The sequence below is a fragment of the Rhodopseudomonas sp. WA056 genome (assembly GCF_010906995.1).
Taxonomy (GTDB): Bacteria; Pseudomonadota; Alphaproteobacteria; order Rhizobiales; family Xanthobacteraceae; genus Rhodopseudomonas; species Rhodopseudomonas palustris_G.
On sequence record NZ_QPFS01000003.1, the window covers coordinates 74,077 to 97,893 of the forward strand.

Consider the following 23,817-nt stretch of genomic DNA (forward strand, 5'->3'; position numbering starts at 1 on the left):
TTCAACGCCGTCCGGATTTGCTGTTGTCGACGCCTCGCTTGTTCCCATCGGACGACTTGATGCACCGCACTTCCGTCAAAGCCGCCGACCTTCATCCGCCGATCTGGCTGATCGTCACGAGTGGCGTCGTGGCGCTCGCCGCCGCGATGGGGATCGGCCGGTTCGCGTTCACGCCGCTGTTGCCGCTGATGATGCGCGACGGCACCTTGAATGCCGCCGCCGGCGCCGAATGGGCGGCAGCGAACTACGCCGGCTACCTGGCGGGCGCGCTGACCGCCTCGATCTTTGCCGGCCATCCGCAGCGCGGCCTGCGCTTGTCCCTGATCGGCATCTTGCTGTCGACGATGGCGCCGGCGTGGATCGATCGCGGCTCGATGGAGCTTGTCGGCGCTGTGCTCCGCGCGGTGTCCGGGGTGTGCAGCGCATGGGCGCTGGTCTGCGCCAGCAGTTGGTGTCTCACCGAACTGGCGCGGCGCCACAGGCCGCAGCTCGGCGCCTGGATCTATTGCGGCGTCGGTCTCGGCATCGCGCTCGCAGGGACGATCGCCTGGCTCGGCGGGCAGCAGAAGGCTTCCGCGCTGTGGCTCGAACTCGGAACGATCACGGCCGCCGGCACGATCATCGTCGCCGCCGGCGTCGGACGCCGCACCAGCGCGCCGCCATCGGCGGTCACGCCTCCGCACGCACGCACCGCGACAAACAGCGCGGACCGTCAGTGGGGCATCGTGGTGTGTTACGGCGCGTTCGGCTTTGGCTACATCATTCCGGCCACCTTCCTTCCGGCCATGGCGCGGGAATTGACCGCAGACCCGTTGGTGTTCGGCATCACCTGGCCGCTGTTCGGGCTGGCGGCCGCGGTGTCGGTGGCGCTGGCGGCGCATCGCCTCCACGGCTGGCCGCGGCGGCGGGTGTGGGCGCTGGCGCAAGGGACGATGGCGGTCGGCACGGCGCTGCCGCTGATCAGCCACGCGCTGTGGTCCCTCGCCGCCTCCGCCGTACTGCTCGGCGGCACCTTCATGGTCGCCACGATGGCCGGACTTCAGCTTGCCCGCGAGCTGCGTCCCGCCAATCCGACGCCGCTGCTGGCGCGGATGACGGTGGCGTTCGCGGTCGGGCAGATCATCGGGCCGGTCGTCATTCGCCTTCTCGGCACCGGCAACTGGGCCGGCTGGGACAGCATGGCCTGGGCCAGCGCCGCCTCCACCCTGCTGCTGGCGATCAGCACAGCCTGGCTCTGCCGCAACGCCGAGCCTGCGGTCTGAGCGAGCCGCAGCTATCCGTTCAGCCGTCGGGCCGGCACCGCGACTGCTACGCCACCGCCAGTTCCTCTCGCCGCTGCGGGAACGGCCGGAACGTCGCGAGGATCAGCATCGCGGCGAGGCCCATGGCGCAGGAGGCGACATACATCGGCGCGTAGCTGCCGTAGGCATCGTAGATCAGCCCGCCGAGCACCGGGCCGGTGGACATGCCGAGGCTGCCAGCCATCGCGGTGCCGCCGACGATCGTGCCCATCATCCGCAGCGGAAAGTTCTCGCGGATGATCACCGCATAGAGCGGCATGGTTCCGGCGTAGATGAAGCCGACCGCGACCGCGACCGCATAGAAGCCGCCGAGCCCGCCGACGAAGGCGTAGGCCAGCACGCCGAACGCCTGCGCGAGCAGGCCGATGACCAGCACGCGCTGCGCGCCGAAGCGGTCGCCGGCAAGGCCGAAGCCGATCCGGCCGAACATCCCGGCCAGTCCCTCGACGCTGTAGATCGTGGTCGCCGCAATCATCGTGATGCCGCAGGTCACCGCGTAGCTGACGGTGTGGAAGATCGGGCCGGAATGGGTCGCGCAGCAAAAGAAGTTGGCGAGCATCAGCGTGACGAATTGCGGCGAGCGCACCGCCTGCCCCACCGTCATCTCGCCTTGCGCATCGGCCGACGCCGCCTCGGCGCCGCCAGCTTCGAGCGCCGGCGGCCGCCGCACCAGCAGCGCCGCCGGGATCATCCGCGCGGCGACGACCGCTGCGATGATCAGCATCGCGCCGCGCCAGTCGTGGATCGTCACCAGCCACGCCGCCAGCGGCGCCATCGTCAGCGGCGCCATTCCCATGCCGGCAGACACCAGCGAAACCGCAAGGCCCCGCCCGGTATCGAACCAACCAGTGACGCAGGCCATCATCGGCGCGAAAACCGCGGCCGTGGCGGCGCCGACCAGCGCACCGAACAGCAACTGGAACTCGATCAGCGAACCAGCGCGGCTGGCGAGCGCAAGGCTGGCCGCGAGCATCACCGATCCGGTCAGCACCACGGGGCGCGGACCGAACCTGTCGGCCAGATTGCCCCACAGCATGCTGGCCGCGGCCATCGCCAGGAAGCCGATCGTCATCGCGGTGGATATCCCGGTGACCGACCAGTCGGTGTCCTGCGACATCGGCCTGATCAGCACCGGCAGTGAGAACATCGCACCGGCCGCGACGCAGCCAAGCACACCGCCGGCCGCAACGATCACCCAACGATAGGACTGGTTCATGGTCGTTTCCGTGTTGCGCGAGCGTTTGCCGCGTCATTGCGAGGAGCACCCGGATCGGCGCGATGCGCCGTCCGGGCACAGGCTCCGCGACGAAACAATCCAGCTCAGCGCGCGAAGCTGGATCGCTTCGCTCGCAATGACGCTGAAAGACTTGCGCGAAAGAACTGGGTCTCCCGTGCTCCGAGGACGAAGCGACCCCGCCGCGGCCGACATTGGGCCGGCGACTTTTTTGCCGGCCCCGCGCCGCCGTCAGGCCGACGCCGGCAGCGTGTTGATCATCCACGGGATGCCGAAGCGGTCGATCAGCGAACCGAACCCAGGCGACCAGAACGTTTCGCCGAACGGCATCATCGGCTTGCCGCCCTCGGACAATTGCTCGTACCAGCGCTGCGCCTCGGCCTTGTCCTCCGTGTGCAGGGTGACGTCGAAACCGTTCTTCGGCTTGTCGATGTTCGGAGCCCAGCCGGTGTCCATGTCGGCGCCCATCAGCGCCTGATCGCCGACCTCGAGCCAGCAGTGCATCAGCCAAGTCTTGTACTTCGGATCGGTGACCGGCATCTCCGGCGGCGCGTCACTATAGGGGAACGCGGCCGTGATCTTGCCGCCCAGCACCTTTGCGTAGAACTCGAACGCCTCGCGGCACTGCCCCTGGAAGCTCAGGCTGGTCACGATCTTCATACGATGCTCCTCCCGTTCGACATGGCGCGGTCGATGCCGCGCGGGCTGCGCCCACCGGGACCCGCCCCTGACGGCGCTTGATCCCGCCGAATTAGGTTGATATCAACGTATATTGCTCCCCGCTTGTCAAGAGCCGTTCTCAGATGCGCGCATCGGCCGAACCCAGTTTCGAAACCACGCTGCTGGTGCGTGATAGCTGCCTGTGCCTGCACGCCCAGCGCGCAGCGCGGGCGCTGGCACGGCGGTTCGACCTCGCGCTGAAACCGGCCGGGCTCACCAGCGGTCAGTTCTCGCTGCTGATGTCCCTGAACCGGCCGCAGCCAGCCCCGCTCGGCAGCGTCGCCGCATTGCTGGCGATGGACCGCACCACGCTGACGGCGAACCTGAAGCCGCTGGAGCGGCGCAATCTGCTCGAAGTGCTGATCGATCCGGCCGACCGGCGCGCCAGGCTGCTACGGCTGACGCCTACGGGGCGCAAGACGCTGGCCGCGGCGGTGCCGATCTGGCGCAAGCTCCATGCGGAAATCGAAGCCGACCTCACCGATGCCGACGGCCTTCGTACCCAACTGAATGTCCTCGGCCGCCTCGACGGGACCGTCACCTGAGGGGCCGATAGCCTTGTTCTACTACGACAGCCTCAAACGCAGTCGCTGACGCGCAGCGACCGCGCGCACGCGACGCTCACTCGTCGTCATCATCATCGTCGTCATCGTCATCGGCGCCGTGGCGCTTCTGGTCGTCCCACAGCTTGCGATAGACGCCGTTCTTGGCCAGCAGCTCCTGGTGCGTGCCGCGCTCGATCGCCTGGCCGTTCGAAACGACGACGATCTCGTCCATCTCGACCACGCTGGTCAGGCGGTGGGTCGAGAAGATCATGGTGCGGCCGCGCGCCAGCTTCATCAACGTCTTGTTGATCGCCGCCTCGGTGGTCTGGTCCAGCGCCGAGGTCGCCTCGTCGAGCAGCAGCACCGAGGGATTCCGCACGATCGCGCGGGCGATCGCAATGCGCTGACGCTGGCCGCCGGACAGCGTGTCACCACGCTCGCCGACGACGGTGTCGTATTTCTCCGGCAGACTCATGATGAAGCGGTGAATCTCGGCCTTCTTGGCCGCCTGCTCGACCTCGGCGTCGGTCGCCCCCTCCTTGCCGAGCCGGATGTTGTCGCGGATCGACATGTTGAACAGCATGTTCTCCTGGAACACCACCGCCATGCTCCGGCGCAGCGATTCCAGCGTCACGTTGCGGATGTCGACGCCGTCGACCGCGACCCGCCCCTCGGTCGGATCGTACAGCCGCAGCACCATATTGAGCAGCGTGCTCTTGCCCGACCCGCTGGGGCCGACGATGGCGATGGTCTTGCCGGCCGTCAGCTTCAGGCTGAAATTGTCGATCACCGGCCGCTCGGCGCCCTCATAGGCGAACGACACCCGCTCGAAAGCGATGTTGTCGGTGATCCGCGGCAGCTCGGCCGCGCCCGGACGATCGGCGATCGGGGTCTTCTCGTCGAGCAGCTCCTCCATGTGACGCACCGCGGCGGCGGCCTGGATCGACACCGGGATGAACTGCATCAAGTGAGCGATGTTGTAGGAGACTTCCCAGAATGCGCTCTCGAAAGTGACGAAGGTGCCGACGGTGATCTGGCCGGTGGTCGCCAGATAGGCGCCGATCGCCAGCACCACCAGATGCAGCATCAGCACCGACACGGTCACCGAACGCTCGACCATCGAGGTCAGGAAGGTGGCCTGCGCCATCTTCTGCCGGGTCGCCTGATTGCGCAGCGTGAAGAAGCCGAACATCTTGCGCTGCAGGCTGAACGCCTTGACCACGGCCTGGGCGCCGATGTTCTCCTGCACCACGCCGAGCATCCCGGCCTCCTGGACCTTCTGCTCGTAGTTCGCCTGCACCGCCTTCGGCGTGAGGATGCGCGGACCGATCAGCGTGATCGGGAAGATCAGCAGCGCCACCACCGCGAGCTGCCAGTTCAGAAACAGCATCAGGATGACGCCGGCGATCAATTCGAGGAACGGCAGCAGCGCGGTGTTGGCGAGGATCTCGACCACCCGCGAGAACGCCGCCATATCGATCGAAAATCGCGACAGGATTTCGCCCCGCTTGGTGCGGGCAAAATAGCCGGCAGGCAGGCGCTGGGCGTGGTCGAACAGCCGGGTGCGGACATCGGCGATCACCGCCGCCGAGAGCCGGGCGTCCCAGCGCTCGTACCACACCGCCACGATCGAGGTGATGACCCCAGCGACGCCAAGGATCGACAGGATCTTATACAGCTCGTGGAAGTCCTCCTCACCGAGCGCGTCGTCGATCAGGAACTTGAGGCTGAGCGGCATGATGACGTTGAACAGGGTTTCGACGACCACGCCGAACACCACGAAGGCCAACATCTTCTTGTAGTTGGTGACCACCGGCCGGATGAACCGGATGATTGTCGCGAACGCTCCCGCGGCCTGGCGGGCGGTGAAGACGACGAGTTCCTCCTCGTCGTCGTCGTCATCTTCCTCGTCGTCCTCGTCGTCGTCGTCGTCGCTGTCGCTGGGCGGAGCGGCGGCCGCGACCTTGTCGGCGATCAATTGCTTCACCGGCGGCTTGGTGGTCGGCACCACAGGCGCCGCCGAGCCGACCGGCATCGCGAATTTTTCGTCGAGCGGCGAGATCGGTGCAGCGCCTTCGCCGCTCGCGGCGCCGGTCGCCGGCGGCGTCGCTGCGGGAATGTCGTCCGGCCGCGAGTCCGGATTGGCAGGAGGCTCAGGCTTGCGCGCCATGAATCGAGACCGTCGGGTGGCAGGACCGCACAACTACAATGAGCGGCGCCGTGACTCGTTCGAGCCACGGCGCCGGATTTTCCAACGCGGACAGGGGCCGCGCGCAAGCCGGACGGTCAGTCGCCGTCGTCCTCGTCGTGGACCTTGTCGAAGAACGAGTAGCGCAGGCTGTCGGCGTCGCTGTACCAATGGCCGGGGCCCCGGCCCGCCTTCATCGCCAACTCCCACAGCGCGTCACCGCAATCGTTGCGGTGCATCGACAGATCGAAGCCGTTGGCGAAGAACAGTTCCGACCATTCCCACCAGGTGCCGAGCTTCTTCACCCCGCGCAACAGGTCGTAACGGTCGATCACGCGCGGATCCATATCGCTGGTCACCGAGCCGAACACCAGACCGGTGCGCGCGACGCGGCGCAGCTCGCGGATCGCCTTGACGGCGCGGCTGTCGGCGACATGGCACAGGCTGGTCTCGAACACGAAGTCGAACGCCTCGTCCTCGAACGGCAGGTCGAGGATCGATCCGAGCTTGTTGTACGGCTTCACCGCCTCGGGAGTCTTGCCGTGGATGTAACGGTTGTTTTCGACCCCGTAAGCATCGATGCCCCGTTCGCGCAGCGCGCCGACCAGCTCGCCGCTGGCGGCGCCGGCGACCAGCAGCTTGATGCCGCGCGGCCGGTTCCACACGGTGTCGATGGTCTGCATCAGATAATCCGGGTCGGTGAACCGGCTCCAGACCTCGCGATACGGCCCCTGGCCGCGATAGTTCTCGAAATAGTCGCGGTCGATTTTGTCGGACACCGGCTTGCCGTCCTGGGCGCGGGCCCGACGCAGCTTCATCGTCTCGGTGACGATGATGTCGGTGGCGGCGTCCGAGGAGTCGAGCAGACCGTTCAGCGTCGAATCGAACAGATAGTCGCCGACGATCACGAAGCCCGGATGGTTCTTCGGCTCGGGGCGATGGTTGGTCATCACATCGCGCACCGGCAGGCCGCCGGGAATGCAGTTCACCGACGACAGCCAGCGATGGGTCTTGCCTTCGAGGAAATGCCCGCGGACGTCGCCGAGCTCGGCCGGCAGCGACTTCAGCGCCAGCTCGATCAGCTCCTTGTCGGTCAGGTTGGAGAACGCAAGCGCATCCGAGCCGGCGATCAGGAAGTTCAGCACGCCGTATTTGCCGACGTCGTGGCGCGAGCCTTCGTTGTAGACGCAGCAGCCGCCGAACGCTTCCGACATGAACCAGGAGCCCGGGATCTTGTCGCCCCAGAACGGCGAGTCGAACAGCAGCGAGATCCGCAGGTAATGCGCCGGGCGGTCGAAATAAGCGACGTGCTTGACCATCGCCTTGCGGAGCTGTTCGTTGCCCCAGCTCAACGTGGCGAGCCAATTGTGCGGCAGGCACATCAGCACCAGATCGAAGTCGCGCGTCTCCGGCCCCTTGCCGTTCATCATGTTCAATTCGTAGCGCCCGGTCTCGGTCTTGCCGACCTTGAGGACGCGGTGGTTGAACTGGATGTCGGCGTCGATCTCCGAGCGCAGGCACTCGATCAGTTGTTCGTTGCCGTTCTGGATCGAATACAGGCCGATATAGCCGTCGATATCCATCACGAAGTTCTTGAGCGCGTTGAGGCCGTTGGTGTTGTGGCTCTCGGTCGCGATATCGGACTTCGCCATCACCTTGAAGAACCGCTTGGCGGTCGGGTCCTCGATCTCCTGGTCGAGCAACTGCTCGCAATTGGTCCAGGCCCAGGGATGGTCGTTGTCGTGGGCGCCGACGCCTTCGTAATACTGGGTCGGCGTCATCTGCCGGCTGCACTTGTTGCGGAACGCGACGATCGCCTCGGCGGTCTTGTCGCCGTACTTCTTGCGCATTCCGGGCACGTCGTTGAGAAGCTCGCCGTCGAGCTGCACCTGCTCGGCGTCCATCGGAATGGTCTGCAGCCCGAAATGCTGCACCAGTTCCCGCAGCGGATCCGGCCCGGTCATCGAGTAGTCGTACAATTCGGCGACGCCGGCCTCGTACATCGCAGGCGCTGTGTCGAATTTCTGGGTGACGATTTTGCCGCCGAGCCGGTCGGAGGCTTCGAAGATGGTGACCTTGCAAAGGCCGCCGAGCTTCCGTTTCAGATACCAGGCGCTCATCAGACCGCCCGGGCCGCCACCTACGATTGCAAGATCAAACATGGTGCTCTTTCAACATCCCCGCGGCTTCCGATCGCCGCGCAGCGTGTTTTGCTCCGCGCCTTCGGTCAAGGCGTGATTCTCCGAGAAAATCCGCGTGACGTCAGCGAGTTGGGGCTGATTTGGCGTGGAATCGGCGCCCCTGTGCCGGATTCGACGTTCGCAGGACAGGAAGACGCTTTTCACCTGAAGGGAAGATGAACAACCGGTAAGGTAGCCAGCAAAACCCAGCGGGACCGGGCAGATATGAGAAGGGCCGGCGCGAGGCCGGCCCTTCTTGTCGAGATTGACTAGCAGAAGCGAGCGTCACTCTACCGGCGGCAGCGACAGCGGTTCGGCTTCCGGCGCGGCGGCCGGAACGATCGCCGCCTGCTTCTCGCGTTCGTCGAGGATCAGCCGGTCGCGCTTCATCGCCACTTCGCGGATCTTGGCCATCGAGGCGCCAGTACCCGCCGGGATCAGCCGGCCGACGATGACGTTTTCCTTGAGACCTTCCAGCGGATCCACCTTGCCGTTGACCGCGGCTTCGGTGAGCACCCGGGTGGTCTCCTGGAACGAAGCCGCCGAGAAGAACGAGCGGGTCTGCAACGACGCCTTGGTGATGCCGAGCAGCACCGGGTTGCCGGTGGCGGGCTTCTTGCCCTCCTCGACCGCCTTGGCGTTGACCGCGTTGAACTCGATCTTGTCGACCTGCTCGCCCGAGATCATGTCGGTGTCGCCCTGGTCGGTGATCTCGATCTTCTGCAGCATCTGGCGAACGATCACCTCGATGTGCTTGTCGTTGATCAACACGCCCTGGAGTCGATAGACCTCCTGGATTTCGTTGACCAGATAGGCCGCGAGTTCCTCGATGCCCTTGATCGCCAGGATGTCGTGCGGCGCCGGATTGCCCTCGACGATGAAGTCGCCCTTTTCGACGACGTCGCCGTCCTGCAAGTGGATGTGCTTGCCCTTCGGGATCAGGTACTCGCGCGCTTCCTCGTTCTTGTCGAGCGGCTCGATCGAGAGCCGGCGCTTGTTCTTGTAGTCGCGACCGAACCGGATGGTGCCGGCGATCTCGGCGATGATCGCCGCATCCTTCGGCCGCCGCGCTTCGAACAGCTCCGCCACCCGCGGCAGACCGCCGGTGATGTCGCGGGTCTTGGCGCTCTCGGTCGAGATACGCGCCAGGATGTCGCCGGGCTTGACCTGGGCGCCGACGTCGACCGACAGAATGGCGTCGACCGACAGCATGTAACGGGCGTCGCCGCCGCGCGCCAGCTTCAGCACCTTGCCGTCCTTGCCCTTGATCACGATCGCCGGACGCAGGTCCGCGCCGCCGCGGCTCGAACGCCAGTCGATGACGATACGCTTGGCGATACCGGTCGACTCGTCGAGCGTTTCGGAGATCGACTGATCCTCGATCAGATCCTCGAAGTCGATGGTACCCTCGACCTCGGTCAGGATCGGCCGGGTGTACGGATCCCACTCGGCGATGCGCTGGCCGCGCTTGACCATGTCGCCCTCGTCGACGTGCACGCGCGCGCCGTACTGGATGCGATGGGTCGCACGCTCGGTGCCGTCCGGATCGACGATCGCGATCACCATGTTGCGGACCATCGCGACATTGTGGCCTTCGCCGTTGCGGGCGATGGCGCGGTTCTTGATCACGATCTTGCCGTCGAAGTTCGACTCGATCACCGACTGCTCGTTGATCTGCGCCGCGCCGCCGATGTGGAAGGTACGCATCGTGAGCTGGGTGCCCGGCTCGCCGATCGACTGCGCTGCGATCACGCCGACCGCCTCGCCGTGGTTGACCGGGGTGCCGCGGGCGAGATCGCGCCCGTAGCACTTGCCGCAGATGCCGTTGACCAGCTCGCAGGTCAGCGCCGAGCGGATCTTCACTTCCTGCACGCCGGCCTGGTGGATCGCCTCGACGTCCCGCTCCTCCATCAGATCGCCGCGCTTGACGATGATCTCGTTGGTGGCCGGGTCGCGCACGTCCTCGCCCGCGGTGCGGCCGAGGATACGGCTGCCCAGCGAAGCGACCACGGTGCCGGCGTCGACGATCGCCCGCATCTTGATGCCGAGCGAGGTGCCGCAGTCGGCCTGCGTGATGATGCAGTCCTGCGCCACGTCGACCAGACGCCGGGTCAGGTAACCCGAGTTCGCGGTCTTCAGCGCGGTGTCGGCCAGACCCTTACGGGCGCCGTGGGTCGAGTTGAAGTACTCGAGAACCGACAGACCTTCCTTGAAGTTGGAGATGATCGGCGTCTCGATGATCTCACCCGACGGCTTGGCCATCAGGCCGCGCATACCGGCGAGCTGACGCATCTGCGCGGGCGAACCACGCGCACCGGAGTGGGCCATCATGTAGATCGAGTTGACCTGCTGTTCGGAGCCGTCCGGCGCCTTCCGAACCGCGGAGATCTCCTTCATCATCTCCTTGGCGATTTCTTCGGTGGCCTTCGACCAGGCGTCGACCACCTTGTTGTACTTCTCGCCGTGGGTGATCAGACCGTCATTGTACTGCTGCTCGAAATCCTTCGCCAGGGTGCGGGTCGAGTCGACGATCTTCCACTTCGAGCCCGGCACGACCATGTCGTCCTTGCCGAACGAGATGCCGGCCTTGAACGCGTTGAAGAAGCCGAGCGCCATGATCCGGTCGCAGAAGATCACCGTCTCCTTCTGACCGCAGTGGCGATAGACCTGATCGATGACGCCGGAGATCTCGCGCTTGGTCATCAGCTTGTTGATGACGTCGAACGGCAGCTTCGGCGACTTCGGCAGCACCTGGCCGAGCAGGATGCGGCCGGCGGTGGTCTCCAGCAGACGGACCGTCTCCTGGCCCTCCTCGTTGGTCCAGTGCCAGCGATACCTGATCTTGGTGTGGAGGTGGATGACCTTCGAGTACAGCGCGTGCTCGAGCTCGGCGAGATCGCCGAACACCTTGCCCTCGCCCGGCAGCCCTTCCCGCATGATCGACAGGTAGTACAGGCCGAGCACGATGTCCTGCGACGGCACGATGATCGGCTGGCCGTTCGCCGGATGCAGGATGTTGTTGGTCGACATCATCAGCACGCGCGCTTCGAGCTGCGCTTCGAGCGACAGCGGAACGTGCACGGCCATCTGGTCGCCGTCGAAGTCGGCGTTGAACGCCGAGCAAACCAGCGGATGGAGCTGGATCGCCTTGCCCTCGATCAGCACCGGCTCGAACGCCTGAATGCCGAGGCGATGCAGGGTCGGCGCGCGGTTCAGCAGCACCGGATGTTCGCGGATCACCTCGTCGAGGATGTCCCAAACCTCCGGCCGCTCCTTTTCGACCAGCTTCTTGGCCTGCTTGACGGTGGTCGACAGGCCCTTGGCATCGAGCCGCGAATAGATGAACGGCTTGAACAGTTCGAGCGCCATCTTCTTCGGCAGGCCGCACTGGTGCAGCTTGAGTTCCGGACCGACCACGATCACCGAACGGCCCGAATAGTCGACGCGCTTGCCGAGCAGGTTCTGACGGAACCGGCCCTGCTTGCCCTTCAGCATGTCGGCGAGCGACTTCAGCGGGCGCTTGTTGGCGCCGGTGATGACGCGGCCGCGGCGGCCGTTGTCGAACAGCGCGTCCACGGCCTCCTGCAGCATGCGCTTTTCGTTGCGGATGATGATGTCCGGCGCGCGCAGCTCCATCAGCCGCTTCAGGCGGTTGTTACGGTTGATGACGCGGCGATACAGGTCGTTGAGGTCCGAGGTCGCGAACCGGCCGCCGTCGAGCGGCACCAGCGGACGCAGGTCCGGCGGGATCACCGGCACGACCGTGAGGATCATCCACTCCGGCTTGTTGCCGGAATAGCGGAACGCTTCGACGATCTTCAGGCGCTTGGCGAGCTTCTTGTGCTTGATGTCCGAATCCGTCTCGGCCATCTCGGCGCGGAGCTGCGCGTCGATCTTTTCGAGCTCGAGACCCTTCAGCAGTTCGCGGATCGCCTCGGCGCCGATCATGGCGGTGAACGAATCCTGGCCGTACTGATCCTGGGCGCGCAGGTATTCCTCCTCCGACAGGAGCTGACGCTCCTTGAGGTCGGTGAGGCCCGGCTCCAGCACGACGTAGTATTCGAAGTACAGAATCCGCTCGAGGTCCTTCAGCGTCATGTCGAGCAGTTGCCCGATCCGCGACGGCAGGGACTTCAGGAACCAGATGTGGGCGACCGGCGCGGCCAGCTCGATGTGGCCCATGCGCTCGCGACGGACGCGCGACAGCGTCACTTCGACCGAGCACTTCTCGCAGATGATGCCCTTGTACTTCATCCGCTTGTACTTGCCGCACAAGCACTCGTAATCCTTGATCGGCCCGAAGATGCGGGCGCAGAACAGGCCGTCGCGCTCGGGCTTGAAGGTGCGGTAGTTGATGGTTTCCGGCTTCTTGATCTCGCCGTAAGACCACGACAGAATCTTCTCCGGCGACGCGATCGAAATCCGGATCTGGTCGAAGACCTGAGCCGGCGTCGTCGGATTGAACAGATTCATAATCTCTTGGTTCATCCCGTTCTCCTTCGGAGAAAGCGAGTAGCGAATGGCGAGTAGCGAATAGTCCGCTCGTCTCGCCGTCCCTGCACACCCGCCTCTATGCTATTCGCCATTCGCTAATCGCAACTCGTTGGCGCGACCGAAGCCGCGCCAACCGCACATCATTCGGCCGCCTCGGCCGGGGGCGCGTTGCCCAGCTTGGAATTGTGCAGGTCGACGTTGAGGCCGAGCGAGCGCATTTCCTTGACGAGCACGTTGAACGATTCCGGGATACCGGCCTCGAACGTGTCGTCGCCGCGCACGATCGCCTCGTACACCTTGGTGCGGCCGGCGACGTCGTCCGACTTCACCGTCAGCATTTCCTGCAGCGTATAGGCCGCGCCGTAAGCCTCGAGCGCCCACACCTCCATTTCGCCGAAGCGCTGGCCGCCGAACTGCGCCTTGCCGCCCAGCGGCTGCTGGGTGACGAGCGAGTACGGACCGATCGACCGGGCGTGGATCTTGTCGTCCACGAGGTGATGCAGCTTCAGCATGTAGATGTAGCCGACGGTGACGCGGCGATCGAACTGATCGCCGGTGCGGCCGTCGTAGACGGTCGACTGCCCCGAGGCGTCGAAGCCCGCGAGCTTCAGCATCTCCTCGATGTCGGCTTCCTTGGCGCCGTCGAACACCGGGGTCGCGATCGGCACGCCATGGCGCAGATTGCGGCCGAGCTCGAGCAGCTCGCCATCGTCGAGCGACTTGATGGTCTCGTCCTCGCCGTAGATCTTTCGCAGGGTCTCGCGCAGCGGCTTGAGATCCTGGCTCTGGTAGTAGGTGTCGATGGTCTGGCCGATGCGCTTGCCGAGGCCCGCGCACGCCCAGCCGAGATGCGTCTCGAGGATCTGACCGACGTTCATGCGGCTCGGCACGCCGAGCGGGTTGAGCACGATGTCGGCGTGGGTACCGTCCTCCAGGAACGGCATGTCCTCGATCGGCACGATCTTCGACACCACGCCCTTGTTGCCGTGGCGGCCGGCCATCTTGTCGCCCGGCTGGATCTTGCGCTTCACCGCGACGAAGACCTTGACCATCTTCATCACGCCGGGCGGCAGTTCGTCGCCGCGCTGAAGCTTCTCGACCTTGTCGAGGAAGCGCTGTTCGAGGCCCTTCTTCGACTCGTCGTACTGCTTCCGCATGGCCTCGATTTCGGCCATCAGCTTGTCGTTCGGCGCCGCGAACAGCCACCACTGCGACTTCGGATATTCCTCGAGCACCGCGCGGGTGATCTTGGTGTCCTTCTTGAAGCCCTTCGGTCCGGCGATGCCCTGGCGGCCGTCGAGCAGGTCGGCGAGACGGCCGTAGACGTTACGGTCGAGAATCGCCTGCTCGTCGTCGCGGTCCTTGGCGAGCCGTTCGATCTCTTCCCGCTCGATCGCCAGCGCACGTTCGTCCTTGTCGACGCCGTGGCGGTTGAACACGCGGACTTCGACGATGGTGCCCTGCACGCCCGGCGGCACCCGCAAGCTGGTGTCGCGAACGTCCGAGGCCTTTTCGCCGAAGATGGCGCGCAGCAGCTTTTCTTCCGGCGTCATCGGGCTTTCGCCCTTCGGCGTGATCTTGCCGACCAGGATGTCGCCGGCGCGAACTTCGGCGCCGATGTAGACGATACCGGCTTCGTCGAGGTTCTTCAGCGCTTCTTCCGAGACGTTCGGAATGTCGCGGGTGATTTCCTCGGGACCGAGCTTGGTGTCGCGCGCCATCACCTCGAATTCCTCGATGTGAATCGAGGTGAAGACGTCTTCCTTCACGATCCGCTCGGAGAGCAGGATCGAGTCTTCGAAGTTGTAGCCGTTCCACGGCATGAACGCGACCAGCACGTTGCGGCCCAGCGCCAGCTCGCCGAGATCGGTCGACGGACCGTCGGCGATGATGTCGCCCTTCTTGACGTGGTCGCCGACCTTCACCAGCGGACGCTGGTTGATGCAGGTCGACTGGTTGGAGCGCTGGTACTTCATCAGCCGGTAGATATCGACGCCCGACTTGGTCGGATCGAGATCCTCGGTGGCGCGGATCACGACGCGGGTGGCGTCGATCTGGTCGATGATGCCGGTGCGGCGCGCGGCGATCGCCGCGCCCGAGTCACGGGCGACCACGCCTTCCATGCCGGTGCCGACGAACGGCGCCTCGGCGCGAACCAGCGGCACCGCCTGGCGCTGCATGTTCGAGCCCATCAGCGCGCGGTTGGCGTCGTCGTTCTCGAGGAACGGGATCAGCGCCGCGGCGACCGAAACGAGCTGCTTCGGCGACACGTCCATGTAGTCGACCTGGTCGGCCGGGATCAGCACGACGTCGCGGGTGCCGCCGGCGCGGCAGACGATCAGGTCGTCGGTGAAGCGGCCCTTGGCGTCGAGCGGCACGTTGGCCTGCGCGACCGCGTAACGCCCCTCCTCCATCGCCGAGAGGTAGACCACCTCGTCGGTGACATGGCCATCCTTGACCCTGCGATACGGGGTCTCGACGAAGCCGTACTTGTTCACACGGGCGAAGGTCGCCAGCGAGTTGATCAGACCGATGTTCGGACCTTCCGGCGTCTCGATCGGGCAGATCCGGCCGTAATGGGTCGGATGCACGTCGCGGACTTCGAAGCCGGCGCGCTCGCGGGTCAGACCGCCCGGGCCGAGCGCCGACAGGCGCCGCTTGTGGGTGATCTCCGACAGCGGATTGGTCTGGTCCATGAACTGCGAGAGCTGCGACGAGCCGAAGAACTCGCGCACCGCCGCCGCCGCCGGCTTGGCGTTGATCAGGTCCTGCGGCATCACGGTGTCGATGTCGACCGAGCTCATCCGCTCCTTGATGGCGCGCTCCATGCGGAGCAGACCGATGCGGTACTGGTTCTCCATCAGTTCGCCGACCGAGCGCACCCGGCGGTTGCCGAGGTGGTCGATGTCGTCGATCTCGCCCTTGCCGTCCCGCAGGCCGACCAGGGTCTTGATCACCGCCAGGATGTCCTCCTTGCGCAGCGTGCGATGGGTGTCGGGCGCATCGAGGTCGAGGCGCATGTTCATCTTGACGCGGCCGACCGCCGACAGGTCGTAGCGCTCGGCGTCGAAGAACAGCGACTGGAACATGTTCTGCGCGGATTCCAGCGTCGGCGGCTCGCCCGGACGCATCACCCGGTAGATGTCGAACAGCGCGTCCTCGCGCGTCATGTTCTTGTCGACGTTGAGGGTGTTGCGGATGTAGGGGCCGACATTGACGTGGTCGATGTCGAGCAGCGGCAGCTCCTTGTAGCCCTGCTCGTTGAGCATCTTCAGGGCCTTGTCGGTGATCTCCTCACCGGCTTCCGCGTAGATTTCGCCGGTCTTCGGGTTGACCAGATCCTCGGCGAGGTAGTTGCCGACGAGCTCCTCGTCGGACATCCGCAGCGCCTTGAGCCCCTTCTCCTGGAGCTGGCGGGCGGCGCGCACGGTCAGCTTCTTGCCGGCCTCGAGCACGACCTTGCCGGTGTCGGCATCGATCAGGTCGTTGACGGTCGAATAGCCACGGAAGCGGTTGACGTCGAACGGCACGCGCCAGCCGTCCTTGGTGCGCTTGTAGAGGATCTTGTTGTAGAAGGTCGACAGGATCTCTTCGCCGTCGAGGCCGAGGGCGAACATCAGCGACGTCACCGGCAGCTTGCGGCGACGGTCGATACGCGCATAGACGATGTCCTTGGCGTCGAACTCGATGTCGAGCCAGGAACCGCGATACGGGATGATGCGGGCGGCGAACAGCAGCTTGCCCGACGAGTGGGTCTTGCCCTTGTCGTGGTCGAAGAACACGCCCGGCGACCGGTGCATCTGCGAGACGATCACGCGCTCGGTGCCGTTGACGATGAAGGTACCGTTCATCGTCATCAGCGGGATGTCGCCCATGTAGACATCCTGCTCCTTGATGTCCTTGACGGAGCGGGCGCCGGTTTCCTCGTCGATATCGAACACGATGAGGCGCAGCGTCACCTTCAGCGGCGCGGCGTAGGTCATGCCGCGCTGGCGGCACTCGTCGACGTCGTACTTCGGCGGCTCGAATTCGTAGCGCACGAATTCGAGCATTGAGGCGTTGGAGAAGTCCGAGATCGGGAACACCGACCGGAACACCGCCTGCAGACCCTCGTCAGGCCGCCCGCCGGGCGGCTCGGCGACCATCAGGAACTGGTCGTAGGACGCCTTCTGAACCTCGATGAGGTTCGGCATCTCCGCGACTTCCCGGATGTGACCGAAAAACTTGCGAACGCGTTTGCGACCGGTGAACGTCTGCTGCGCCATCGTGGCCTCTCGTTTCGTCGCCCGGCGGGGCGAACCGTCCGGAGCGCGAGCCGCCTCGCCCCCGGGTTGAATACCGAACATCCGAAATTCAGGAGCCCGATTTCAGGAACAAAGTCCTAAGTCGGCTCAACACTAATTCCGAACGCAAAATGACGCGCGGGGCGCTGCCGCACCCGCCCGTCGAAATCTCGTCGTTACAGACCGAAAAAGCCCGAAATTGCCGATTCTCCTAAAGGCTGCGCGGACACGTTACCACGCCCATCGCGCCCGCGCTTTCGTGCTGCCGCACCAATATGGGACGGCAATGTGGAGATTCGAGGGGTTGTCCCCGCGCCTTTCCACACATTCCTGTGACGGCTCGTCCGGGCACACCGCAGCCCGCCCTGCCGTTGCCGCCCGGACCCAGAGGGCCCGAACCGCGATCGTGCCGGACCCGGGGAGACCCGGGCCCGGCCAAACCGATCGGCTTACTTGAGCTCGACCTTGGCGCCAGCCTTCTCGAGCTGGGCCTTGATCTTCTCGGCTTCTTCCTTGTTGACGCCTTCCTTGAGCGGCTTCGGAGCGCCTTCGACCAGATCCTTGGCTTCCTTGAGGCCCAGGCCGGTGATGGCGCGGACTTCCTTGATCACCTCGATCTTCTTGTCGCCGGCCGAGGCCAGCACAACGGTGAAGTCGGTCTTCTCTTCCGCCGGAGCGGCAGCGCCACCGGCCGGAGCAGCGGCAACCGCGACGGCCGCAGCGGCCGAGACGCCCCACTTCTCTTCGAGCATCTTGGCGAGCTCAGCGGCTTCGAGCACGGTGAGGCTCGACAGGTCGTCAACAATCTTCTGCAGATCAGCCATTGAATCAGTTCCTTACGGGTATCAGTTCGAACCAGGGTTGATTGGGAGTGAAGCGTCAGGCCGCTTCGCTTTTGGAGGCATAGGCCTGAACCACGCGAGCCAGCTTGGCAGCCGGAGCAGTGGTGACCTGCGCGATCTTGGTCGCCGGGGCCTGGACGAGGCCGACCAGCTTGGCACGCAGTTCATCGAGCGACGGCAGCGAGGCGAGCGCCTTCACACCATCGACGTTCAGGACGGTTTTGCCCATCGAACCGCCGAGAATGACGAACTTTTCGTTCGCCTTGGCGAATTCGACGGCCACCTTCGGCGCCGCGACCGGATCGCTGGAAGTTGCGATCACCGTCGGCCCCTTCAACAGGGAGCCGATGGCTGCGACGTCGGTGCCTTCAAGAGCAATTTTGGCGAGACGGTTCTTCGAGACCTTCACCGAGGCGCCCGCCTGCTTCATCTGCTGGCGCAGCTTCTGCATCTGGGCAACGGTGAGGCCGGAATAGTGAGCGACGATCGCGACGCTGGTGGTCTGGAACAGACCGTTCAGCGATTCGACCGCCTCCTTTTTTGCCGCTCTTTCCACAGCAAGCTCTCTCCGGTTGGCGGTCTCTGCGAACAGGACCACCGGGTTACACCCACCGTCCCGCTCCAACCCGACCCCGAGGCAAAAGCCTCCAAGGACACGCGGGGCGAGACGATCGTGAATTGCCTGCCCTCCCGTACCGGCTTCGGCTGATCGCCATCGCCCGCGCGGGGTGTCGAGGTTCGAACCCACTCCGCATCCCGCCGCGCAGAGCGTCGGGACACAAAATCCGGTTTTCACCCATCTATGCAGGCCATACGATTAAGCCTCTGAGGAAACGATCGCTTCCACTTCGGCGCCTGCAGTCTTGGACAGGACCGAGATCGTCTGGCAAACAGTCCGGCGAGCCGGCCTGTCGACCTTTCCGATCCCTGCCCGCATTCCGATCCAGTGACAGTATTCCGCATCCTTCAGCGATCCGGGTGGATGAGTTGAAGGAAGGGACTCCTATCGATCAGGTCATTGGAATGCGCGCATAGACGCGCCAGCCACAGCCGGCACGTCCGGAGCGGGGTGTTTAGCGAGTCTTAATGCGCTTGCCAAGAGCAAACTTGGCCAGTCGGCACGATTTTGGCATAGCGGGTCCGCACAACCTTGGACCGCCCTGGCAACAATTGAGTGAATCCTGCCGGATCGGGCCGCGCGACGCAAGCGGCCCGCGCACGCCGGACCGGCGCCAAGGCGCGCTCGCCAGCAGAAAGACCGGCCTCAGCTCACCTTCCACCAGACGATGCAGCATTGCGGTTATGTCGATGTCGGCGCTACGGTTTCGGTCAGCCCTGTGGGGCCTCGACCGGATATGGCAGCGGCCTCCCCTCGAAATACGCGGCCAGATTGGCGATCACGCAATCCTGCATGGCGACGTGCGCCTCCTGGGTATGCCCGCCGATATGCGGCGTCAGCACCACGTTGGGAAACTCGGCCAGCGCATCCGGCGCGTAAGGCTCCTGCGCGTAGACGTCGAGGCCGGCGCCCGCGATGGTGCCGTCGGCAAGCGCGGCGATCAGCGCCGGCTGATCGATCACCGAGCCGCGTGAGATGTTGACCAGCACCCCATTCGACCCGAGTCGCCGCAGCATCCCGGCATCGATGATGTTCTCGGTATCGGGACCGGCGCGGACGGCGACCAGCAGCACGTCGCACCACGCCACCAGTTCGGCGAGGCTACCGATGTAGGCATAGGGCACGTCGTGGCGGCTGCGACTGTGATAGGCGACCTCGGTCTCGAAACCGGCGACCCGCGCGGCGATCTTGCGGCCGATTTCGCCGATGCCATAGACCCCGACCTTGGCGCCGGTCAGTCCACGCGGCGGCTTCAGCATCGGCGACGGCCTGGCGCCGTACCAGCCCCCGGCCCGCACGTAAGCGTCGGCCGGCAGCACCCGCCGCATCAAGGCGAGCAACAGCGCCAACGCCAGATCCGCGACCGCCGAGGCGTTCGCGGCCGGGCTGTTGCCGACCACGATACCGCGCTCAGCCGCGGCTTTCAGATCGACCCCGTCATAGCCGGTGCCGTAGCAGACCACCGCGCCGAGCGCCGGGAGGATGTCGAAGGTTTCACGGCCGAGCGGCTGGCCGCCCATCGTCAGCAGCGCGCGGACATCTGCAAGCTCGGCGGCGCCGAACACCTGATCGGCCGGCTTGCCCGCGGTCTCCAGCAGCTCGAAGCGCTCGGCGAACCGTCCCAGCATCGACCTGCCGAACCGTGACGTCACCAGAACCTTGTCGGCCATTGCAGCCCCTCCCGATTGCTTGTTGTTCTTGCGAGCAAACAAAAAGGGCGAACGGGTTGCCCCGTCCGCCCTCTTTCAAATCGCGATTCGTCCGGGCAACGGACTTAGTGGACGGTGCCCGGCTCGACCTTCACGCCCGGGCCCATCGTCGAGGACACCGCAACGCGCTGAATGTAGGTGCCCTTGGCGCCGCTCGGCTTGGCCTTGTTGACCGCGTCCGCGAGCGCCTTGATGTTCTCCACCAGCTTGTCGGCGTCGAACGAGGCCTTGCCGACGCCGGCCTGGATGATGCCGGCCTTCTCGACGCGGAACTCGACCGAACCGCCCTTGGCGCCCTTGACCGCGCCGGCGACGTCCATGGTCACCGTGCCGATCTTCGGGTTCGGCATCATGCCGCGCGGGCCGAGCACCTTACCGAGGCGGCCGACCAGCGGCATCATGTCGGGGGTGGCGATGCAGCGGTCGAAATTGATGTTGCCGGCCTGCACCTGCTCCACCAGATCCTCCGCGCCGACCACGTCGGCACCCGCGGCCTTGGCCTCGTCCGCCTTGGCGCCACGCGCGAACACGCCGACGCGCACGGTGCGGCCGGTTCCGTTCGGCAGCATGACCACGCCGCGGACCATCTGGTCGGCGTGGCGGGGATCGACGCCGAGGTTGATCGCGACCTCGATGGTCTCGTCGAACTTCGAGATCGCGCGCTCCTTGATCAGCTTCACCGCCTCGTCGAGCGGATACAGCTTGGTGCGGTCGATGCCTTCGCGGATCTTCTTCAGACGCTTACCGATTGCCATGATCCGTTACCCCTCGACCTGCAGGCCCATCGAGCGGGCGGAGCCCTCGACCATGCGCATGGCCGACTCGACGGTGTCGCAATTGAGATCCTTCATCTTCTTCTCGGCGATCTCACGCACCTGGGCGGAGGTCACCTTGCCGGCGACATCGCGGCCCGGCGCCTTGGAGCCGGACTGGATCTTGGCCGCCTGCTTGAGGAAGTAGGACATCGGCGGGGTCTTCATCTCGAAGGTGAACGACCGATCGGCGTAGATCGTGATCACCACCGGAATCGGCGTGTTCTTTTCTTCCTTCTGGGTCTGCGCGTTGAACGCCTTGCAGAACTCCATGATGTTGAGGCCGCGCTGACCAAGCGCGGGACCGATCGGAGGCGACGGGTTCGCCGCTCCGGCCGGCACCTGCAACTTCAGGTATCCGGTCACTTTCTTTGCCATACCAACTCTCCTGTTGCCGGCGAACCGGCGGTTTCAGGTTTCGTGGTGGGGCTCTAGCGGACGACTGGCGATCGTCCGAAGCCTCCCACGCTTCGCGGAAATTACTTTCCGCACGTCATGGCCGGGCTCGTCCCGGCCATGACGGGGTGTTGCGGTCAAACCTTCTCGACCTGACCGAATTCCAGCTCGACCGGCGTCGCGCGGCCGAAGATCGACACCGCGACCTTGACGCGCGAACGCGCCTCGTCGATTTCCTCGACCACGCCGGAGAACGAGGCGAACGGGCCGTCGGCGACGCGGACGTTCTCGCCGATCTCGAACGACACCGACGCCTTCGGGCGCTCCACGCCTTCCTGCACTTGGTGCAGAATGCGCATCGCCTCGGACTCCGAGATCGGCATCGGCTTGTTCTCGGCGCCGAGGAAGCCGGTGACCTTCGGGGTGTTCTTGATCAGGTGGAAGGCTTCGTCGGTCAGATTCATCTTCACCAGCACGTAGCCCGGGAAGAACTTGCGCTCGGCGTCGACCTTGCGGCCGCGGCGCACCTCTGTGACCTTCTCGGTCGGCACCAGCACCTGCTCGAACAGATCTTCCAGGCCACGCTGCTTGGCCTGCTCGCGAATCGATTCCGCGACCTTCTTCTCGAAGTTCGAATAGGCGTGGACGATGTACCAGCGCATGCTCATAAGATTCGGGCCTGCCGTTAGACGCCGAGCACCAGGCGGATCAGCAAGCTGATCACCTGGTCGGCGGCGAAGAAGAAGATCGAGGCCAGCGCCACCATCACGAACACCATGATCGTGGTGATCGAGGTCTCGCGGCGGGTCGGCCACGTCACCTTGGCGGTCTCGCTCCGCACTTCCTGCAGGAATTTGAACGGGCTGAAGGCCATGGCGTGATCCGGGTCAGTGTCGATGTCGGTTTCAGAAACTCAGACAGCCCTGTTGCGCCCAACCTCCGCCAAGGAACCCCTCAGCTTCAGGATGAGCCGCCAACCGGGCCCTGTTTTTCGGGAAAATCAAGCCGCGCCGGAAATCCGTCAAAGCGGGCCGGCAGCGAGTGGGGCCTTGTACGGCCAGATCGCCGAAACGTCAAGCTACGAACGGCCATCCCGCCGCCCCGCCGGCCGGCGCGCGTCTTCGGCTCGACGGCTAAAAGTCCCGCTATTACAATCTCCTACGCGGGCCGGGACGCCGCCCTCGGCGGCGCGCGGCGAGAGCCTAGTCGGAAGCGAACCCGACCGGCACCGTCAGGCTGGGGCTCACGCCGGCCGGCGGCGGCGGCACCGGCGACGCACGACGCACCAGCGCTACCGCCTCGCGGTCGATCTCGGCGAGTCCCGAGGACCGCACCAGACTGACCGATCCGACATTGCCGGCCTGATCAATCGCAAAGCGTACATAGGCGATCCGGCGCGCCCGCTGGTCCATCGCCGCCGACACCGAACGCTTGTTGCGCTGCAGGTGGGCCATCAGCCGCGACCGCCATTCGGCAGGCGACTGCGACATCCCGCCGAACGCCGTCTGCGCAGCCGCCAGCCGCTCCGATTGCCGCGCCTCGAGCTGCGCCTGCCGCATCGCCTGGGAATTGGCGGCGGCGCGCTGCGGGCGCGGACGCTGCTTCTTGTTCGGCGTCGGCTTATGCTGCGGCGGCGCGACCGTCGGCGGCGGCTCGGGACGGGGAAGCGGCACCTCCGCGGTCTCGACGACCGGAGTCTCGTGCTCGGTCTTGGGCTGTTCGACCGGTTCGTGCTCATTCGGCTCGACCAGTTCAGCGTGCTGCGGCTGCGGCTCGTGCTGCTGCTCCGACTGCGGCCGGCTGTCATCGGCCGATTTCAGGTCCGGCGAGATCTCGGTCGTCGCCGTCGCCATCGCTTCGGGGACTGCCGCCATGTCCAGCATGATAGCGGCCGGCGCCGAATCGTCCGCGGGGACCACCGGATCGACCCGCAGCATCCACACCACGGCGCCGGCATGGGCTCCCATCATCAGCAGCGCCGAGACCGACCAGCCCAGCATTTCCAGAGCTTTGGTCCGGCGACCGATCGAGCCGTCGAAGTCGGTCACGGCAACGCCGCGGACGGAGGCAGCACCGTCACCATCTCGAGACCGACCAGCGCGACCTTCGGATACCCGGCGCCGCGCAACAGATCCATCACCTCCATCAGGCTTCCGTAGTCGACGTTCTTGTCGGCGCGAACGAAAATGCGGGTCTCCTTGTCGCCGTCGACCGAGCGATCGATGACCGCCCGCAGGTCTTCCCGAGCGACCGGATTGTCGCCGATGCGCAGCGTGTGGTTGCTGTTCAGAGTGAGATAGAGCGGCCTGTCGGCTCGCGGCACCGATTTCGCCGTGGACGCCGGACGGTCGACATTGATATCGGCCGCCGCGATCGGCGCGGCGACCATGACGATCAGGAGCAGCACCAGCATCACGTCGATCAACGGAGGGACGTTGAGTCTGTGCTTGTCGTCGAGCCGATCGCCGCCACTCTCGCAAACCTCGCCTGCCAT

17 protein-coding genes are annotated in these 23,817 nt (G+C 65.3%); 2 read left to right on the forward strand and 15 right to left on the reverse strand.

Translation table 11 applies throughout. The features are described from left to right. The first annotated feature begins 59 nt into the window (after positions 1-59). On the forward strand, positions 60-1,262 hold the full coding sequence (locus tag DU475_RS01550) for a YbfB/YjiJ family MFS transporter (RefSeq protein WP_205524167.1): 1,203 nt from the start codon (positions 60-62) through the stop codon (positions 1,260-1,262). Between the two features lie 46 nt (positions 1,263-1,308). Here the strand turns inward: DU475_RS01550 and DU475_RS01555 are convergent, their stop codons facing one another. Together DU475_RS01555 and DU475_RS01560 are read right to left on the reverse strand one after the other, a co-directional pair. Then, positions 1,309-2,517: an MFS transporter gene (locus tag DU475_RS01555; RefSeq protein WP_164630284.1), complete on the reverse strand. Its 1,209-nt coding sequence runs from the start codon at positions 2,515-2,517 to the stop codon at positions 1,309-1,311. Positions 2,518-2,766: 249 nt separating this feature from the next. Beyond that, positions 2,767-3,195, reverse strand: a complete 429-nt coding sequence (locus tag DU475_RS01560) for a VOC family protein (protein ID WP_013501911.1) — start codon at positions 3,193-3,195, stop codon at positions 2,767-2,769. A 143-nt stretch (positions 3,196-3,338) separates the two neighbouring features. On the opposite strand from DU475_RS01560, the gene DU475_RS01565 reads away from it, so the two are divergent. Next, positions 3,339-3,800: a MarR family winged helix-turn-helix transcriptional regulator gene (locus DU475_RS01565; RefSeq protein ID WP_164630286.1), complete on the forward strand. Its 462-nt coding sequence runs from the start codon at positions 3,339-3,341 to the stop codon at positions 3,798-3,800. Positions 3,801-3,876: 76 nt separating this feature from the next. Here DU475_RS01565 and DU475_RS01570 read toward each other — a convergent pair whose 3' ends face one another. The 13 genes from DU475_RS01570 to exbD all read right to left on the reverse strand — a co-directional run bounded on the left by DU475_RS01570 (position 3,877) and on the right by exbD (position 23,817). Further along, positions 3,877-5,970: an ABC transporter ATP-binding protein gene (locus DU475_RS01570; RefSeq protein WP_164630288.1), complete on the reverse strand. Its 2,094-nt coding sequence runs from the start codon at positions 5,968-5,970 to the stop codon at positions 3,877-3,879. A gap of 116 nt (positions 5,971-6,086) precedes the next feature. Next, entirely contained in the window at positions 6,087-8,150 is a 2,064-nt protein-coding gene (locus tag DU475_RS01575; RefSeq protein ID WP_164630290.1) for an FAD-dependent oxidoreductase, read from the reverse strand. A gap of 303 nt (positions 8,151-8,453) precedes the next feature. Then, on the reverse strand, positions 8,454-12,656 hold the full coding sequence (gene rpoC / locus DU475_RS01580; protein ID WP_013501907.1) for a DNA-directed RNA polymerase subunit beta': 4,203 nt from the start codon (positions 12,654-12,656) through the stop codon (positions 8,454-8,456). Between the two features lie 146 nt (positions 12,657-12,802). Further along, positions 12,803-16,927, reverse strand: coding sequence for a DNA-directed RNA polymerase subunit beta (gene rpoB, locus DU475_RS01585; RefSeq protein ID WP_164630292.1), 4,125 nt, complete (start codon positions 16,925-16,927; stop codon positions 12,803-12,805). A gap of 467 nt (positions 16,928-17,394) precedes the next feature. Then, positions 17,395-17,769: a 50S ribosomal protein L7/L12 gene (gene rplL / locus DU475_RS01590; protein ID WP_013501905.1), complete on the reverse strand. Its 375-nt coding sequence runs from the start codon at positions 17,767-17,769 to the stop codon at positions 17,395-17,397. Between the two features lie 55 nt (positions 17,770-17,824). After that, a complete protein-coding gene (gene rplJ / locus DU475_RS01595) occupies positions 17,825-18,343 on the reverse strand; it encodes a 50S ribosomal protein L10 (protein WP_013501904.1) in 519 nt (172 codons plus the stop codon). 773 nt (positions 18,344-19,116) lie between these two features. Then, on the reverse strand, positions 19,117-20,076 hold the full coding sequence (locus DU475_RS01600; protein WP_164630294.1) for an NAD(P)-dependent oxidoreductase: 960 nt from the start codon (positions 20,074-20,076) through the stop codon (positions 19,117-19,119). Positions 20,077-20,180: 104 nt separating this feature from the next. Beyond that, positions 20,181-20,870: a 50S ribosomal protein L1 gene (gene rplA, locus DU475_RS01605; RefSeq protein ID WP_047309350.1), complete on the reverse strand. Its 690-nt coding sequence runs from the start codon at positions 20,868-20,870 to the stop codon at positions 20,181-20,183. A gap of 6 nt (positions 20,871-20,876) precedes the next feature. Continuing rightward, a complete protein-coding gene (gene rplK / locus DU475_RS01610; RefSeq protein ID WP_013501901.1) occupies positions 20,877-21,305 on the reverse strand; it encodes a 50S ribosomal protein L11 in 429 nt (142 codons plus the stop codon). Positions 21,306-21,460: 155 nt separating this feature from the next. Next, positions 21,461-21,991, reverse strand: coding sequence for a transcription termination/antitermination protein NusG (nusG, locus tag DU475_RS01615; protein WP_013501900.1), 531 nt, complete (start codon positions 21,989-21,991; stop codon positions 21,461-21,463). 17 nt (positions 21,992-22,008) lie between these two features. Then, positions 22,009-22,197 (reverse strand): preprotein translocase subunit SecE, encoded by a 189-nt coding sequence (secE, locus tag DU475_RS01620; protein ID WP_013501899.1) that lies wholly within the window; start codon positions 22,195-22,197, stop codon positions 22,009-22,011. A 328-nt stretch (positions 22,198-22,525) separates the two neighbouring features. Then, on the reverse strand, positions 22,526-23,371 hold the full coding sequence (locus DU475_RS01625; protein WP_164630296.1) for an energy transducer TonB family protein: 846 nt from the start codon (positions 23,369-23,371) through the stop codon (positions 22,526-22,528). Beyond that, the gene (gene exbD, locus DU475_RS01630) at positions 23,368-23,817 is read right to left on the reverse strand and encodes a TonB system transport protein ExbD (protein ID WP_164630298.1); all 450 of its coding nucleotides are present in this window, start codon (positions 23,815-23,817) and stop codon (positions 23,368-23,370) included. The genes DU475_RS01625 and exbD overlap by 4 nt, the downstream gene beginning before the upstream one ends.

Coding starts and splice junctions, on each gene's coding strand:
- DU475_RS01550 (WP_205524167.1), top strand. CDS start 60: ATGCACCGCACTTCCGTCAAAGCCGCCGACCTTCATCCGCCGATCTGG.
- DU475_RS01555 (WP_164630284.1), bottom strand. CDS start 2,517: ATGAACCAGTCCTATCGTTGGGTGATCGTTGCGGCCGGCGGTGTGCTT.
- DU475_RS01560 (WP_013501911.1), bottom strand. CDS start 3,195: ATGAAGATCGTGACCAGCCTGAGCTTCCAGGGGCAGTGCCGCGAGGCG.
- DU475_RS01565 (WP_164630286.1), top strand. CDS start 3,339: ATGCGCGCATCGGCCGAACCCAGTTTCGAAACCACGCTGCTGGTGCGT.
- DU475_RS01570 (WP_164630288.1), bottom strand. CDS start 5,970: ATGGCGCGCAAGCCTGAGCCTCCTGCCAATCCGGACTCGCGGCCGGAC.
- DU475_RS01575 (WP_164630290.1), bottom strand. CDS start 8,150: ATGTTTGATCTTGCAATCGTAGGTGGCGGCCCGGGCGGTCTGATGAGC.
- rpoC (WP_013501907.1), bottom strand. CDS start 12,656: ATGAACCAAGAGATTATGAATCTGTTCAATCCGACGACGCCGGCTCAG.
- rpoB (WP_164630292.1), bottom strand. CDS start 16,927: ATGGCGCAGCAGACGTTCACCGGTCGCAAACGCGTTCGCAAGTTTTTC.
- rplL (WP_013501905.1), bottom strand. CDS start 17,769: ATGGCTGATCTGCAGAAGATTGTTGACGACCTGTCGAGCCTCACCGTG.
- DU475_RS01600 (WP_164630294.1), bottom strand. CDS start 20,076: ATGGCCGACAAGGTTCTGGTGACGTCACGGTTCGGCAGGTCGATGCTG.
- rplA (WP_047309350.1), bottom strand. CDS start 20,870: ATGGCAATCGGTAAGCGTCTGAAGAAGATCCGCGAAGGCATCGACCGC.
- rplK (WP_013501901.1), bottom strand. CDS start 21,305: ATGGCAAAGAAAGTGACCGGATACCTGAAGTTGCAGGTGCCGGCCGGA.
- nusG (WP_013501900.1), bottom strand. CDS start 21,991: ATGAGCATGCGCTGGTACATCGTCCACGCCTATTCGAACTTCGAGAAG.
- secE (WP_013501899.1), bottom strand. CDS start 22,197: ATGGCCTTCAGCCCGTTCAAATTCCTGCAGGAAGTGCGGAGCGAGACC.
- exbD (WP_164630298.1), bottom strand. CDS start 23,817: ATGGCAGGCGAGGTTTGCGAGAGTGGCGGCGATCGGCTCGACGACAAG.